We start from the raw sequence: 15,338 nt of genomic DNA, 5'->3' as shown, positions 1-15,338 counted from the left end.
AGTTGTTAACTGTATTTTTATACAGTATTCCCCAGGTCGCAACCAGCGATCGATTTACCTGCGAAGGCCCGCGCCTTAAGATCGGTTTATTAACAATTAGTGACCATGAGACACAAAATGATTCACCTGCGGTTTCTGGCCCTCGCCGCGCTCGTCTTCGCAGGGGTGCCCGCCTCGGCCCAGCCCGCCAAGCCGCTCCTGATCGGCCAGACCTACGTGCAGACCGGCCCGCTCGCGTCGCTGTCGACCGAGCCGCTGGTCGGCATCCGAGCCATGTTCACCGCGCTGAACGCGAGCGGCGGCGTCAACGGCCGCCCGGTCGAGCTGCGCCAGCTCGACGACGCCTACGACCCCGCCAAGGGCGCCGAGAACGTCAAGACCTTCGCGCGCGACGGCGCCGTGGGCGTGCTGATGCCCATCGGCACCTCGTCGGCGGTCGGCGCGCTGAAGGCGGCCAACGAGCTGAAGATTCCCGTCGTCGGCCCCTACACGGGCGCGGGCCCGGTGGTGAAGTTCAGCGAGTTCGGCTTTCCGGTGCGCATCAGCTTCGACGAGGAATACAGCCGCATCGTGAACCACCTGTTCACCATCGGCCTGTCGCGCATCGCCTTCGCGCACAACGACAACCCCGGCGCGCGCTCGGCGATGGAAAGCACGCAGAAGTTCATTGCGGAGCGCGGCGACAAGATGGTCGGCAGCGTGGCCATCAAGAACGACGGCTCCGACGCGGCCGAGCGCGCCGCCGAGCTGGCCAAGCTCAAGCCCAAGGCCGTGGTGCTGTCGGCCACCAACGACGTGGCGGCGAAGTTCATCGCGGCCTACCGCGCGACCGGCGGCGAGACGGCGTTCTATTCGTTCTCCTTCCTGAACGGACAGAAGCTGTTCCAGGACATCAGGAAGGACGCGGCCGGCGTGGTCATCTCGCAGGTCGTGCCCTACCCGTGGAACAGCGCGATGCCGGTGATTGCCGAGTACCAGGCGGCGATGAAGAAGATCGGCATGACCGAGTTCAGCTACGCCAGCCTGGAGGGCTACGTCACGGCCAAGGTCATGGTCGAAGGCCTGAAGCGCGCAGGCGCCAACCCCACGCCCGAGTCGCTGCAGAAGGGCCTGGAGTCATTCAAGACGCTGGACCTCGGCGGCATCGCCGTGTCGTACCGGCCCGGCGAGCACCGCGGGCTGACCTTCTCGGAACTGTCGATGCTCAAGGCCGACGGGCGCTACCTGCGCTGAGCCCTTCCGCCCGCCGGCCTCGCGGGCGCAGAATTTCGTTCGTGACGACGCCCCTCACGAACGCACACCCTTACGCCCTCACGCGCGCCCGGTTGCTCCGACTGGGCGCAGCCCTGTGCGCGGGCGTCGCGCTCCCCTCCTTCGCCCAGCAGCCACCCCGCAGGCCCGCGATGCAGATGACCACCCGCCCCATTCCCTCCACGAAGGAAGCCCTGCCGGTCGTCGGCTGCGGCACCTGGATCGGCTTCGACCGGCGCCCCGGCACCGACGAATACGGGCGCCTGCCCGGCGTGCTCGACACGCTCTTCGCGGCCGGCGGCACGGTGATCGACAGCTCGCCGATGTACGGCCGCTCCGAGGAAACCACCGGCGAACTGCTGGCCGCGGCGAAGCCGGGCGCCAGGCCCTTCCTCGCGACCAAGGTCTGGACCTCGGGCCGCGAGGCCGGCATCGCGCAGATGGAACAGTCGTTCACTCGGCTGCGCACGCAGCAGATCGACCTGATGCAGGTGCACAACCTCGTCGACTGGCGCACCCACCTCGCCACGCTGCGCGGCTGGAAGGAGAAGGGCCGCGTGCGCTACATCGGCATCACCCACTACACCGCCTCGGCCTACGACGAGGTCGAAGCGGTGCTGCGCGCCGAGACGCTCGACTTTGTGCAGATCAACTACTCGCTCGATGCGCGCGATGCCGAACAGCGCCTGCTGCCGCTCGCCGCCGAGCGCGGCGTGGCGGTGATCGTCAACATGCCCTTCGGCGGCGGTGGCTTGCTGCGCCGCCTGCGCGACAAGCCGCTGCCCGCCTGGGCCGGCGAGATCGGCTGCACGAGCTGGGCGCAGGTGCTGCTGAAGTTCGTTCTGAGCCATCCGGCCGTGACCTGCACGATCCCGGGCACGGGCCGCGCCGAGCACATGGCCGACAACGCCGCGGCCGGCGCCGGCACCTTCCCCGATGCCGCCTTCTGGCGCCGCGAGGCCTCTTCTATTCGAACTTGACGTTGTGCTCCCGCACGGTCGCGCCGAAGGCGTCGTACTGCGTGCGGAAGAACTCGGCGAACTTCGCGGGGCTCATGCCGTAGCCCTCGAAGCCCTGCTGCACCAGCTGCGCATGCACGTCGGGCCGCTTGAGCGTGTTCTGCAGTTCCTGCGAGAGCCTGTCGGTGATCTCCTTCGGCAGCCCCGGCGGCCCGAAGAAGCCGGCCCACGGCGTGATCGTGAGCTTGCCCAGCCCCAGCTCGCCGCCCGTCGGCACATCGGGCAGCAAGCCGCTGCGCTGCGGCAGCAGCGTGACCAGCGCGCGGATGCGCCCCTCCTTCACGAAGCCCGGCGCCAGCGTGCCGGTGGTGAACATCATGTGGATCTGCCCGCCCAGCAGGTCGGTCATGGCCTGCATGTCGCCCTTGTAGCGCGCGTTGACCACCTTGCGCTCGCCCAGCAGCTGCAGCATCGCGAGTTCCGAGGCGCTGTTGCTCGAAGCCGAATTGAGCGCGCCGGGCTTCGACGCCACGAGCGCCAGCAGCTCGTTCACGCTTTTCACCGGCAAGCTCGACGGCACCACGAGGAACATCGAGAACTGCCCCGCCGAGCTGATCGGGGTGAAGGCCTTGAACGGGTCGTAGGGTGAGGTCGGCCGCAGCGTGGGCGCGGCGACCATCGCGGTGTTGGTGCCCATCAGCAGCGTGTAGCCGTCGGGCTTGGCCGACGAAGTGGCCTGCGCCGCGAGCACGCCGTCGGCGCCGGGTCGGTTCTCCACGATCACCTGCTGGCCGAACTGTTTCGACAGCCCCTCCGCAATGATCCGCGTGAGCGAATCGGCGCCGCCGCCGGGCGCGAAGCCGACGATCAGCCGCACGGGCTTGTTCGGATAGGCGTCGGCGCTCCAGGCCGCCGCGCCGGGCAGTGCCGTGGCGGCGAGGGCCGCGAGAGTCAAGGTTCTGCGTCGCATGAAAGCCTCCTTGTTCAGAAGAGGTGCCGCACGCCGAACTCCCACCCCGACGAGCGCATCCCGCCCGCCGGCGCGCTGCCGCCGCTCACCACGTAGCGCGCCTGCCCGCTGTTCATCAGCCGCGCGTAGGTGCCGTACAGCGCGGTGCGCCGGGAGAGGTTGTGCACGTAGCCGATGCCGAACTGGCGCGCGTCGTCGCGGTTGCGCGGCATGCCGTTGGCGTTGCGCAGGCTCTCGTCGCTGCGGTCGTCCAGGTAGGCGTAGCTCACGCGGATGCGCCCGACCTCGAAGGCCGGGATGTGCGCGCCGATTTCGACGGTGTTCTTGCGCACCGTGCCGGCTGCGAGCTTCACCGTCACCTTGTTGTAGAGCGCGAAGAACTTCGCGAAGCCCGCGTCCCACGAGCCGCCGATGTTGGCGTGCGTGTAGTTGCCGATGGTGGAGGTGGCGTTGAAGTGCGAGCGCGTCACCGCCGCCGCGATGTCGAAGGCGCCCGAGGCGAAGCCGAAGCGCGCGCCGCCGAAGTTGCCGTCGTCGCGGTTCGGCGCCGTGGAGTTGTTCTCGCCCGTGCCGATCATCGCCATGCCGTAGAAGCCGCCCAGCTTGGCCGGCAGCCAGTAGCTCACCGTGTTGCTGCCAGTGATGGCCGTGGGCAGCGGCCCGGTGCCCGCGCCCGCGAAGGTGAGGTTGCCCGCGCGCGCCACGCCGTTGGCATTGAAGGGGTCGAAGTAGATGCTGTTGTAGTGCGTGGGAATGAAGTCGTGGCCCAGCCGCACTTCGCCCAGCGCATCGTGCGACAGGCTCACGAAGGACATGCGGTCGAAGGTGATCGGCCCCGCCGGGCCCGCCCCGCTCGTCTGGTTGTTGGTGTTGCTCGGCCGACCGGTGCCAAGGTCGGGGTTCAGGCTGCCTTCGAGCCAGAAGCCCGCGCGCAGGCCGCCGCCCAAATCTTCGGTGCCGCGAAAGCCGATCCGGCTGGTCGAGAGACCGCCGTTCGACAGCGCCTTGATCGAGCCGCCGCCCTCGCCCTTCGTGTACTGGACGCCGAGGTCCATCACGCCGAACACGGTGACGCTGGATTGCGCGTGCACCGCACCGCTGCTGGCCAGGCCAATGGCCGACCACATCAAAAGTCTCTTCATGGTTTCTTGTCTCCTGCTCTTTTTTGGGTTGAAAACTTGGATCGCGCGCAGGGCTGCGCCACCGGGTGCGCACGGGGGTGCGCACCGGTTGGCGAAGGCCGGGGTGAAAAAGGTCTAGCTGGCGGGCTGCGGCCGCTCGGTGCGCACGAGCACGGCCCCCTTGGACAGCGGACTCACGTTGCGCCGGTACTGCTGCAGCCAGCCGGTGTCGAAGGCCGGCGGCGGCGCCTGCCAGTCGGCGCGGCGGGCCGCGAGTTCGGCGTCGGTCAATGCGATGTCGAGGCGGCGCGCGTCCAGGTCGATGGTGATCACGTCGCCGTCGCGCACCAGCCCGAGCGGACCGCCCAGTGCCGCTTCGGGCGACACCTCGGCCACCACGAGCCCCTTGCAGACCAGGCCCGAGAGATGCCCGTCGGTCAGCAGCGCGACCTGGTCGCCGAGCCCCGCGCCATCGACCGCGAAGACCACGCGCGATGCGCCACCGCCCATGGCCGGTCCGCCGCACGCGCCGGCGCCGCGCATCACGACCACCTGGCCCGGCACGATCTCGTGGTTCTTGATCGCGGCGATGGCGGCGTCCGAAGTCCAGAAGCACACGGCCGGCCCGGTGAAGCGCCGCACCTTGCGCTCGGCGATGCCGGTCTTGATGAGGCCCGACTCGGGCGCGAGGTTGCCGCGCAGGAGCACGATGGCCGGCAGCGGCGCGACCGGGCGGTCGATGGGGCGGATCACCTCGGCGTCCCTCACTTCGGCGTGGCGCAGGTTGTCGGCGACCGTGCCGCCGGTCACCGTGAGCGCACCCGTGTCGAGCAAGGGCGCGAGCTGCTTCATCAGCGCGCGGCAACCGCCCGCCGCCTCGAAGGCCTCGATCGAATGCTCGCCGATGGGCCGCACGCCGGCCAGCACCGGTGTCGTCGGGCCGAGGCTTTCGAAGAGGCCGTACACATCGACGCCGCACTCGCCCTCGGTCGATATCGCCTGCAGGTGCTTGGCCGTGTTGAGCGAGCCGCCGACGGAGAGCACCGCGCGCACCGCGTTGGCGAAGGCGCCGGCCGAGAGGATGTCGCGCGGCTTCAGGTCGTCCAGCACCATCTGCACGATGCGCGTGCCGGCCGCGCGCACGTCGTCCATCATCTTCGGGCTCAGCGCGGCCACCGGCGCGCTGCCGGGCAAGGCCATGCCGAGCGCTTCGCAGACGATGTGCATCGAGTTCGCCGTGCCCAGGCCCGAGCACACGCCCGGCCCGCGGATCGCCTCGCGGCTCATGCCCACGAGTTCTTCCACCGGCAGGTGGCCGGTGACCGCGTGCATCGCGCCGATGAACACCTCCTCGATGTCCATGTGCTTGCCGCGGTACTCGCCGCTGGGCTGGTAGCCGCAGGGCACGAGCAATGTCGGAATGTTGAGCCGCGCGGCCGCCATGAGCTGCCCCGGCACCGTCTTGTCGCACGAGGTGAGGCAGACCATGCCGTCGAGCTGCGCGCCTTCGACCGCGACTTCGATGTCGTTGGTCACGAGGTCGCGCGCACCGAGCATGTAGGCGCCGCGTGCGCCCGCGCCGGTGATGAAGTCGCTGGGCGCGGCGGTGCGAATCTCGAAAGGCACGCCGCCCGCCGCGCGGATCGCCGCCTTGATTTCCGCCGCCACCTTGTCGAGGTGGCTGAAGCACGCGGCCAGTTCCGAGGAGCTGTTGACGATGGCGATCTTGGGCTTCTCGCAATCCTCTTCGGGGATGCCGAGCGCGCGCCAGTGCGCATTGCGCACCGACCAGAGATAGGAGCCGCGCGGGAAGTTGCTGCGCAGGGGGCGGGTCATGGGCGGTCTCCGGATGTGCTGTTGTTCTTCTTGGTGATCTCGATCACGCCGCGGTCGGCGTCCACGCGCACCCAGTCGCCGGTCTCGATGCATGCGAGCGGGTCGCGCTCGAAGTCGGTCATCGAGGGCGAGTGCGTCACCACGGCGCCGAGCGCCATCTTGGTCGTCATCTCGTTGAACAGGAATGCCGCGGGCGCGGAGTTCATGAGCCGCGTCATGTGGAACATCGCGGACCAGCCCGACGAGCCCTTGGCGCCCGGGAACACCAGCACCTTGCCGGCGAAGCTCTGGCCGCGCAGTTCGTGGCGCGTCTCGATGACAGTGCCGGTGCGCGGGTCGATGCCGCCCCAGCCCGAGATGCGGTCGCGCGTGACCAGCGCCTCCCCCTCCGCAACACCGCCGACCACCTTGCGGCCGCGGATCGCGATGGTCTTCTTTTCGGTCATGACGGCGGCGTTCATGCGTAGCCCCCGTTCCAGCGGCCGGTGCAGGCCGCATCGACGCATTCAGCCGTGCTGCCGAACCACGCCTGCACGCCGAGGATGGCGGGCAGGTAGTGCGCCTGCTTGGCGGAATCGAGCGCCACGGTCTTCGTGCCCTTGGGCACGGCGCGGCTCATGGCCGAGCAGCTGTCGGTCATGAGGATGCCGCCCGCGTCCTCGATGATCTTGGTGTAGCCATTGCGGTCGGCCAGCGACTTGATGGCGCGCGGCGTGAAGATCCACAGCTCGCAATCGGGGTGCACCTTGCGCCCTTCGATGAGCTGCGCGGCCTCCCAGATCTGCTCGATGGTGTAGTGCGGGCAGCCGAGCATCACGTACTGGACTTCGCTGTCCTTGCCGGTGACGTTGATCTTCTCGTAGGTCGTGCGGCGCTCAGCCTCGCCGTAGCGCAGCACCTCGATGGGCGCCTTGCCGCCGAGCGCCTGCGCCAGCGTCAGCGCCTCGGGCGTGACGCCGGCGATGTGGTACATCTCCACGCCGCCCGAGGACGACGCGGCTGCGCCGAAGTGCTTGAGCCGCGGCAAATTCGGCACGCGGCCGATGCCACGCCGGCTGTGCACCACCGGCACGCGCTCCTGCACGTGCTCGCCGATGTAGTAGCCGAGCAGGCCCCAGTCCTGCACCGACTCGACCTCGATGTCCAGCTCGATCACGTGCGTCGCGCGGCGGTTCTCTTCGAGGTGGTAACCCCAGTAGGGAATGCGGCCGGTAAGCATCGCCGCGCCCGTGCTCTCGCGGCCTTCGGTGTTGGTGCGCGCACCGAGCACCGAATTGCAATACACCACGGCCGACGACTCCATCCACGCGCAGTGCTCGCCGCGCGTCGGGATGTTGCCCACCTGGTAGGGCGTGCAGGTGTTCATGATCTGCGCGCCGAGGCCGGCCGCATGGCGCTCGCTCTTGTTGTAGAACTGGACGATCTCCTCGCTGACGCCCATGCGCTCGGGCTGGCCGGGGTCGAAGCCCAGTTGCAGGTGGCTCGTGAAGACCTTGAACTTCGGGATCTCGACGGTCTCCTGGCTGTCGAGGCTGAATTCGGAGAACACCGCGTCCATGCCGCCGCCCTTGGCGAGCGCGAAGTCGCGCTGAAAGGGCGTGGTCGAGGTGATGGTGGCGCAGACGTTGCGCGTCTCGACCAGTCGCTCGGCGCCGAGGGCTTCACCGTAGCGCATCAGCAGGTCCATCGCCTTCTGCACGGCCGGTCCGTCGCGGCCGTCGTACATGGCTTTTTCTTCATCGCTCAGGTGCATGACCTGTGTCTCCGTTCTTCTATCGTGGGGAAGGGTCCCCGGCCGGGCGGCTAACCCGGCGAGGGTGAAGGCACGTGGCCGCCGATGTCGCGCGCAATGGTGAGCGCGATGTCGTGCAGGCGTGGTGCGAGTTCGTTGCGCAATCTGTCTTCGGTGAACACGAAGGCGGCGCCGCCGCCGTTGAGCGCCATCACCTCGCCGTCGGGGCCGATGAGCGGCACCGACACCGAGTTGATCTCGCGGTGGAATTCGCCCAGCGAGAGGCAGTAGCCCAGCCGCTTGGCTTCGCCGATGGCGCGCGTCATGGGCGCGGCGATGCCGTCCCACTCGGGGCCGCGCAGCAGGCGCATCGAATCGACCAGCTGGTTGCGCTGCGCGTCGGGCAGCGCCGAGAGGTACGCGCGGCCGAGCGCCGAGTTCGGCAGCGGCGCGCGCGAACCTACGTCGAGCCGCGCCGAAAGCATCGACGAACGCGGGCGGCAGGCTTCGATCAGCACCATCTCCATGCCGTCGCGCACGGCGAGGTAGACAGAAGCGCCGACCTCCTCCGCCATCGCCTGCATGCTGGGCCGCGCGGCGGCGCGCACATCGAGGCTGCCGAGGAACACGCGCGAGAGCGACACCACGCCGGGGCCGAGCATGAAGCGGTCGGGCGCCTGCGCGGGCTTGAGCATGCCCAGCGAGAGCAGCGTCGCGACCAGCCGGTTGACCGTGGGGCGCGGAATGCCGGTGATGCGCGCGACGTCGGCGTGGCCGAGCACGGGGCGGTCTTCGCTGAAGCAGCGCAGCACCGAGATGCCGCGCTCCAGCGCACTCACGGTGTCGGAACGTTCGCCGCGCGCATCGGACGCATCGGCCGCGGAAAGAGAGCTGTCGTTTTTATCGGTGGACATGGAAGGACCCTTTGAACGCTTTGCAAGACTCTGCAATGTAGAGGCTCGCGAAAGGAGGTCGGCCGGGTTCATGGCAAAAAAGGAGCCGGGTCAGGCGCTGGCTTCGGCCGCGACGGAGGCCGCGCCCTGCCCGCCTTCAGCCCCGGCCCGCAGGTACACGCCCTGCGCCAGCAGCGCGGACTGCAGCGCGCCGACATCGACGAAGCGCGGCGCGATGCCGCCCTGCGACGCCAGCGCCGCCGCCACGCCCGCCGCCTGCCCGGTGATCCAGCACTGCGGAATCTCGCGCATGAAGCCGTGCGAGTTGCGGTCGCACGAGATGTGGCGCCCGCACGCCACGAGGCCGTCGAGCTGCTGCGGCACCAGCGCGCCATAGGGAATGGAGATGTTCGGGAATTTCGGCGACACCGCGGGCGTCACGCCGATCTCGTCCGCCAGCGCCACGCCGTCGGGCCACTGGCTGCGCAGCACCGCGCCCACGCCGGTGAGGCGCCGCGCATGGCGCACGCCGATCTGCGGCGCGCTCAGCATCAGGTAGGCATCCTCGAAGCCGGGCGCGTGCGCCTTGAAGTAATCGAGGTGCGCAGCCATGGCGCGGTGCGAGCGCACTTCGACGGCCGTGAGGTCGTCCACGTCGAGCGCCGAGTAGCCCGACTGGCGCGGCCCCATGAAGAGCGCCACGTCGTTGCGCCACGAGACGAAGGGCCGCTCGAAGAGGCCGAGCTGCTCGCGTCCGCGCGCCATGAAGCCGGCGAAGGCCTCGGGCTGGCCGGCCTTGAAGTCGATCCAGCGGTTCATGTCCACGCCGCCGAAGAGCCACGAGGTGTTCATGCAGTGGTGCACGTCGGCCTCTTCGATGTCGTTCACGTAGGCGGCGCCGGCGCGGGCGAACAGGTCGCCGTCGCCGGTGGCATCGACCACCACGTCAGCCATGATGGCCATGCGGCCTTCCTTGCTCTCGAAGACCACGCCCTTGACGGCACCGTCCTGCACGATCGGGATGGCGGCCCACGAGTGGTAGATGAGCTTGACCTTGCGCTCCAGCACGATCTCCTGCGAGAGCAGCTTCAGGCGCTCGGGGTCGATGGTGGGCGACCAGGTGACGATGCCGTGGTAGGCGGCCGTGCGCTGCGACCAGTGCGCGGCCTTGGCCACGTCCTGCGAGCCCCAGTCCGCGCGCTGCGGGCCGGCGATGGCGTCGGCCGGCAGGCGGTCGAACAGTTCTTCGGCAAAACCGCGGATCACCAGCTTGCCTTCCCAGTCGGTCATGCGGTCGATCCAGATCACGAGGCCGCCGGTCGACAAGCCGCCCAGGTGGTTGTAGCGCTCGAGCAGTGCCACGTCGGCACCCGCACGGGCGGCGGCAGCGGCAGCGGCGGTGCCCGACGGGCCGCCGCCGACCACCAGCACGCCGCAGCGGTGATAGACCGGAATGTTCTTGCCGGGCTCGGCCCAGCTGCCGTGGTCAGGGCGCTTGACGCGGCTGTCGCGGTCGAAGATGTCGGAGGACAGGATGCGCTCGTCGGTGCGGACGACAGTTTTCATGAGATGGGTGTCTTGGATTGGCTGTTTCGTCGTATTTTGATTTCAATGTTCATTTTGTCAAACGCAAAAGCCGTGAAAAGGCCATTGTTCGGGGTATTCCCTAGTCAATCTGGATTTTTATGACTTTCTAAATCAATATCAGGAGAACATTCCAACGGAGACATCGATGAAGAAACTCAACGGCACCCGCCGTGCATTCGGCTCGGCCCTCGGCGCCGCGGCCTTGCTGGGCCTGGCGCCGCTCGCGTTCGCGCAGGACTTTCCGGCGCGCAACAAACCGATCCGCATCGTCGTGGGCTTCACCGCCGGCGGCGGCACCGACGCGCAGGCGCGCATCGTGGCGCAGAAGCTCGGCGAGGTGCTGGGCACCAGCGTGATCGTCGACAACAAGCCCGGCGCCAGCACCATGCTCGCGGCCAACGAGGTGTCGCGCGCGCTGCCCGACGGCTACACGCTGCTGTACGCGCCCTCGTCCACGATGGCGCAGAACCCGCACACCTTCGCGCAGGTGCCCTACGACCCGTTCAAGGACTTCACCCCCATCTCGATGGGCGGGCGCGGGCCGCTGGTGCTGTCGGTCAGCACCTCGGTACCGGCCCACAACGTGAAGGAACTCGTGGCCTACGTGAAGGCGAACCCCGGCAAGGTGAGCTACGCCTCGTTCGGCGCGGGCACCTCGTCGCACATCTACGGCGAGGCCTTCGTGAAGAAGACCGGCGTCGATGCGGTGCACATCCCCTACAAGGGCGGCTCGGACGCGGCCAAGGACCTGATCGGCGGGCGTGTGCAGTACATGTTCGACTCGGCTTCGTCGGCCATCATCACCTCGGCCACGGGCAAGGTGAAGGTGCTGGCCATCGCGGCGAATGCGCGCATCCCGGCGCTGCCCGACGTGCCCACCTTCGCCGAACAAGGCTACGCAGGGCTGGACCTGCCGAGCTGGCTCGGCTTCTACGGGCCGGCGCGCATGCCGGCGCCGGTGGTCGCAAAGCTCAACGCGGCGCTCACGCAGGTGCTGGCGATGCCGCAGGTGCGCGAGTTCTATCGCACGGGCGGCTACGAAGCCGGTGCGACGACGCCGGAAGAATTCGCCGGCATCACGCGCACGACCTACGAGCGCTGGGGCGCGATGGTGCAGCAGGTAGGCTTGGCCAAGCAATGAGCCCTTCTTCTTTCATCACCCGACGCAGCGCGGCCGCATGGCTTGCGCTGGGCGCGATCGCCCTGCCGCTGTCTTCATTCGCAGCCTCACCGGCGGACTTTCCGGTCAAGGGCCGCAGCATCCGCATCGTGCTCGGCCTGGCGGCCGGCGGCGCCTCCGACGCGCAGGCGCGCTTCGTCGCCAACAAGCTCGGCGAGGTGCTGCAGACGCCGGTCATCGTGGAGAACCGCCCGGGCGCGAGCTTCATCCTCGCGACCGAGGAAGTGATCCGCGCGGCGCCCGACGGCTACACCTTCATGTACGCCCCCTCTTCCGTGGTGGCGCAGAACCCGCAGACGCTGGCGCAGGTGCGCTACGACCCGTTCAAGGACCTCACGCCCATCTCGCTCGGTGCGCGCGGCCCGCTGGTGCTGACGGTGCACGCGAGCGTGCCGGCGCGCAACGTGCAGGAGCTGGTGGCGTACATCAAGGCCAACCCGGGGAAGATGAGCTACGCCTCGTTCGGCACCGGCACCTCGTCGCACATCTACGGCGAGGCCTTCGCGCGGCAGGCCGGGCTCGACGTCGTGCACGTACCCTACAAGGGCGGCGCCGATGCGGCGAAGGACTTCCTCGCGGGCCGCGTGCAGTACTACTTCGACGCGGCGCCCAACGCCATCCAGAACACGGCCACCGGCAAGGTGCGCATGCTCGCGGTGGCGGCACCTAAACGCAGCGCGATGCTGCCCGACGTGCCCACGATGAGCGAGCAAGGCGTGAACGGCGTCGACATGGCGAGCTGGCTCGGCTTCTACGGCCCGGCGCGCATGCCGGCGCCGGTGGTCGCCAAGCTCAATGCCGCGCTGGCGCAGGTGCTGGCGATGCCGGCCACGCGCGACTTCTTCCGCCAGGGTGCGTACGAGGCCGAATCGTCGACCCCGCAGCAACTGGCCGACCTGACGCGCACGACCTACGACCAGTGGGCCGAGACGATCCGCAAGCTCGGCCTCACGAAGCAGTAGCCAGGAGTGGCTGCGAAGTTCAGCCGAAGAACTTCAGCAGCCGCGCGTTGGTCTCGTCGGCGCGCTCGTACTGCACCCAGTGCCCCGCGCCGTCGATCACCACGCCTTCGCGGCCGGGGCCTTCGCTGGCCAGTTGCGCCACCAGCGGACGCGAGTCGGCGGTGACATCGAACTCGCCCCACAGCAGCAGCGTCGGCACGCCCAGCGCGTCGATCGCGGCCTGCAGCCCGCCCGAGAGCGACACCTCCTTGCTGCGAAAGCGCGTGCCGTGGCACGAGAGGTCGTGGATCTCGAAGGCCAGCGGGTCGATGGCGGCGGGCGCGTGCAGCATCAGCGCGCCCAGGTTGTGCATGAGCGCGGCGCGCTCGGTCTCGCGGTCGGGGGCGGCGCGCCAGTTGATCATCTCGACCGTCATGCGGCGCAAGGTGCCATGGCCGCCGCTGCCCATCAGCGCCAGCCGGCGGATCGCGCCGCGCCGCACCGCGAAGCGCGCGGCGGTGAGCCCGCCGAACGAGAAGCCGCCCAGGTCGATGGGCGTGCCGGCGCCGATGAGCGCATCGAGCGTGCCGCCGAGCGCGGCCAGGAGCGGCACCAGCGCGTCTTCGCCGGGCGCCACGCGCGGCAGCGCGTCGGAATTATGAAAGCCGGGCATGTCGGGCAGGAGCAGCGTGCGCTGCGCCGACAGCGCCTCGGCATTGCGCAGCCAGTGCATCCAGCTGCCGTGGCCGCCGTGCAGCAGCACGATGGGCGGCTGCGTCGTGTCGGTGCCGAAGCGGCGCCAGCGCACGCGCACGCCGTCGTGCACCAGTTCGTGCGAGGTGGACAGGGCTTCGATGCGGGCGATCTGGCGCCGGGCTTCGGCGGATTCGTCGGGGGTGGGAAGAGCGGGCGTGGGCATGGCTTCATTCTGCCGCGCGGCCCGCAGCCTCACGCCGCGCCGAACCGGTAGCTCGACACCACGAGCCCGCCCATGAAGTCGTCCTCGTGGTAGACGCGCTCGCCGACATCGCCCTCGGCCGCGCCGACCGCGACCATCAGCGGAATCAGGTGCTCCTCGCGCGGGTGCGCCATGCGCGCCGACGGAGCCGAGGCCCAGTCCTGCAGGCGCTGCACGCGCGCCTGCGGCGTGGCCTGCACAGCGGTTTCGTCGAGCCAGTCGCCGAAGGCCTTGGACACGCCGTGCGCCTGGGGGCCGAAGTTGCGCAGGTTGTGATAGCTCAGGCCGCTGCCGACGATGAGCACGTTCTCGTCACGCAGCGGCGCGATGGCGCGGCCCAGCGCCAGGTGCTCGGCCGGGTCGAGCCCCCGCCGCAGCGACAGCTGCACCACCGGCACCTCGGCGTTCGGGTACATCGCGGCCATCGGCGAGAACATGCCGTGGTCGTAGCCGCGCTCGGGGTCGATCTGCGCCGGCAGGCCGGCGGCGGCGATCAGCGATTGCACGCGCTGCGCGAGTTCGGGCGAACCGGGCGAGGCGTAGCGCACCTCGTAGGTGTGGGCCGGAAAGCCGCCGTAGTCGTAGATCATGGGCGGGCGCGGGTTGCCCTGCACGGTGAACACGGGCGATTCCCAGTGCGCCGAGACCATGAGGATGGCCGCCGGCGTGCGGCCGATCTGGCGCGGCATGTCGGCCAGCGAGGCGGCGAGCTGGTCGTAGGTGGCGCCCATCTCCTTCTTCATCCAGGGCCAGGGGCCGCCGCCGTGCGAGATGAAGTACGTGGGCAGGCGGGAAAGCGTGTTGGTGTCGTGGGTCAAGTCGATGCTCCTTGAAGGCGTTGGATCGACTGTAGACATTTCCTTTCAGGAAATCGACAGGCTACGATGCATCGAATCCTTTCTTCACAGGAAATCATCGATGGACCGCATGACCAGCCTGCGCGTGTTCCGCGAGGTCGTCGAGGCCGGCAGCTTCGTGGCGGCGGCCGAGCGCCTGGGCCTGTCGGCGCCGATGGCCAGCAAGCACGTGGCGCAGCTCGAGAAATCGCTGGGTGCGCGGCTGCTGCACCGCTCCAGCCGCCACCTCAGCCTGACCGAGGCCGGCACCGCCTGGTACGAGCAGAGCCGCCGCGCACTCGACCTGCTCGACGCGGCCGAGGCCGCCATCGGCCAGACCAGCGACGCACCGCGCGGCCAGCTCAAGGTGAGCGCGCCCGTGTGGTGCGCCACGCCGCGTTTTGCGCGCGTGCTGGCGGACTACCGCGCGGCGTACCCGGAAGTGCTGGTCGACATGCACCTGGAAAACCGCAAGGTCGATCTCGCGGCCGACGGCTACGACCTGGCCCTGCGCGCCACGCAGGAGCCCTCGCCCGCGCTCATCGCGCGGCCGCTGTGCCGCGTGCCCTTTCATCTTGCAGGCACGCCGGCCTACCTGAAGCGCCACGGCGCCCTGCCCGCGGTGCCGGCCGACCTCGCGAAGCTGGGCGCGATCGTGCCCAGCTACGTGAACCTGGACAACCTCGCGCTCAAGGGACCGGGCGGGCGCATGTTCCCGCTGCGGCTCACGCCCGCGATGCGCTCGGACGACACCACGCTCACGCTGCACGCGGTGCGCGCCGACATGGGCATTGCGTACCTGCCCGTGTGGCTCATCGACGACGACCTGGCGCAAGGCCGGCTGGTGCGGCTGCTGCCCGCGTTCGAAGCCACGCCGGTCACGCTGTTCGCCGTGTACACGAGCCGGCAGTACATGTCGCCCAAGCTGCGAACTTTCATCGACTTCCTGAGCGCGCGGCTGGGGGGCATGGAAACAAAGGCAGCACGCGCCGACGACAGCAAGACACGACGCAGCTGAAGGGTTGCTGAAGGCACCGGCCACGAACGCACCTTTTCGGGGCAAGGTCATGCATG

Annotated in this window: 14 protein-coding genes; 5 read left to right on the top strand and 9 right to left on the bottom strand. The window is 69.1% G+C overall.

The features are described 5' to 3' along the window. Positions 1 to 105 precede the first annotated feature (105 nt). Positions 106 to 1,233 carry an ABC transporter substrate-binding protein gene (locus tag AC1RL8_RS11775; protein WP_492685403.1) on the top strand — a complete coding sequence of 376 codons (1,128 nt, stop codon included), beginning with the start codon at positions 106 to 108 and terminating at the stop codon, positions 1,231 to 1,233. Between the two features lie 170 nt (positions 1,234 to 1,403). Continuing rightward, positions 1,404 to 2,231 (top strand): aldo/keto reductase, encoded by an 828-nt coding sequence (locus AC1RL8_RS11770; protein ID WP_492685402.1) that lies wholly within the window; start codon positions 1,404 to 1,406, stop codon positions 2,229 to 2,231. Here the strand turns inward: AC1RL8_RS11770 and AC1RL8_RS11765 are convergent. From AC1RL8_RS11765 to AC1RL8_RS11735, 7 genes are all read right to left on the bottom strand, one after another. Next, the gene (locus tag AC1RL8_RS11765) at positions 2,218 to 3,180 is read right to left on the bottom strand and encodes a Bug family tripartite tricarboxylate transporter substrate binding protein (RefSeq protein ID WP_492685401.1); all 963 of its coding nucleotides are present in this window, start codon (positions 3,178 to 3,180) and stop codon (positions 2,218 to 2,220) included. The genes AC1RL8_RS11770 and AC1RL8_RS11765 overlap by 14 nt on opposite strands. A 14-nt stretch (positions 3,181 to 3,194) precedes the next feature. Beyond that, complete coding sequence (locus tag AC1RL8_RS11760; protein ID WP_492685400.1) at positions 3,195 to 4,322, bottom strand: porin; 1,128 nt, start codon at positions 4,320 to 4,322, stop codon at positions 3,195 to 3,197. A 114-nt stretch (positions 4,323 to 4,436) separates the two neighbouring features. Next, on the bottom strand, positions 4,437 to 6,137 hold the full coding sequence (gene ilvD / locus AC1RL8_RS11755; RefSeq protein WP_062475665.1) for a dihydroxy-acid dehydratase: 1,701 nt from the start codon (positions 6,135 to 6,137) through the stop codon (positions 4,437 to 4,439). After that, positions 6,134 to 6,598, bottom strand: a complete 465-nt coding sequence (locus AC1RL8_RS11750; RefSeq protein WP_492685399.1) for an aconitase X swivel domain-containing protein — start codon at positions 6,596 to 6,598, stop codon at positions 6,134 to 6,136. The genes ilvD and AC1RL8_RS11750 overlap by 4 nt, the downstream gene beginning before the upstream one ends. Further along, positions 6,595 to 7,890, bottom strand: a complete 1,296-nt coding sequence (locus AC1RL8_RS11745; RefSeq protein ID WP_492685398.1) for an aconitase X — start codon at positions 7,888 to 7,890, stop codon at positions 6,595 to 6,597. The genes AC1RL8_RS11750 and AC1RL8_RS11745 overlap by 4 nt, the downstream gene beginning before the upstream one ends. Positions 7,891 to 7,940: 50 nt before the next feature. Next, on the bottom strand, positions 7,941 to 8,783 hold the full coding sequence (locus tag AC1RL8_RS11740; protein ID WP_492685397.1) for an IclR family transcriptional regulator: 843 nt from the start codon (positions 8,781 to 8,783) through the stop codon (positions 7,941 to 7,943). Between the two features lie 90 nt (positions 8,784 to 8,873). Then, a complete protein-coding gene (locus AC1RL8_RS11735; RefSeq protein WP_492685396.1) occupies positions 8,874 to 10,328 on the bottom strand; it encodes an FAD-dependent oxidoreductase in 1,455 nt (484 codons plus the stop codon). Positions 10,329 to 10,494: 166 nt separating this feature from the next. Between AC1RL8_RS11735 and AC1RL8_RS11730 the strand changes: the two genes are divergently transcribed. Beyond that, positions 10,495 to 11,490, top strand: coding sequence for a Bug family tripartite tricarboxylate transporter substrate binding protein (locus tag AC1RL8_RS11730; RefSeq protein ID WP_492685395.1), 996 nt, complete (start codon positions 10,495 to 10,497; stop codon positions 11,488 to 11,490). Next, a complete protein-coding gene (locus tag AC1RL8_RS11725; protein WP_492685394.1) occupies positions 11,487 to 12,491 on the top strand; it encodes a Bug family tripartite tricarboxylate transporter substrate binding protein in 1,005 nt (334 codons plus the stop codon). Before AC1RL8_RS11730 ends, AC1RL8_RS11725 begins: the two co-directional genes overlap by 4 nt. A gap of 19 nt (positions 12,492 to 12,510) precedes the next feature. On the opposite strand, the gene AC1RL8_RS11720 is transcribed toward AC1RL8_RS11725, so the two are convergent. Next, entirely contained in the window at positions 12,511 to 13,389 is an 879-nt protein-coding gene (locus AC1RL8_RS11720) for an alpha/beta fold hydrolase (protein ID WP_492685393.1), read from the bottom strand. Between the two features lie 29 nt (positions 13,390 to 13,418). Continuing rightward, the gene (locus AC1RL8_RS11715) at positions 13,419 to 14,246 is read right to left on the bottom strand and encodes a DODA-type extradiol aromatic ring-opening family dioxygenase (protein ID WP_492685392.1); all 828 of its coding nucleotides are present in this window, start codon (positions 14,244 to 14,246) and stop codon (positions 13,419 to 13,421) included. Between the two features lie 100 nt (positions 14,247 to 14,346). Here AC1RL8_RS11715 and AC1RL8_RS11710 point away from each other — a divergent pair, with 100 nt between their 5' ends. After that, positions 14,347 to 15,282 carry a LysR family transcriptional regulator gene (locus AC1RL8_RS11710; RefSeq protein ID WP_354347681.1) on the top strand — a complete coding sequence of 312 codons (936 nt, stop codon included), beginning with the start codon at positions 14,347 to 14,349 and terminating at the stop codon, positions 15,280 to 15,282. Positions 15,283 to 15,338 lie beyond the last annotated feature (56 nt).

The organism is Variovorax sp. GW822-FHT04E09 (assembly GCF_058800845.1).
This window is presented reverse-complemented; position numbering and strand designations above follow the sequence as displayed.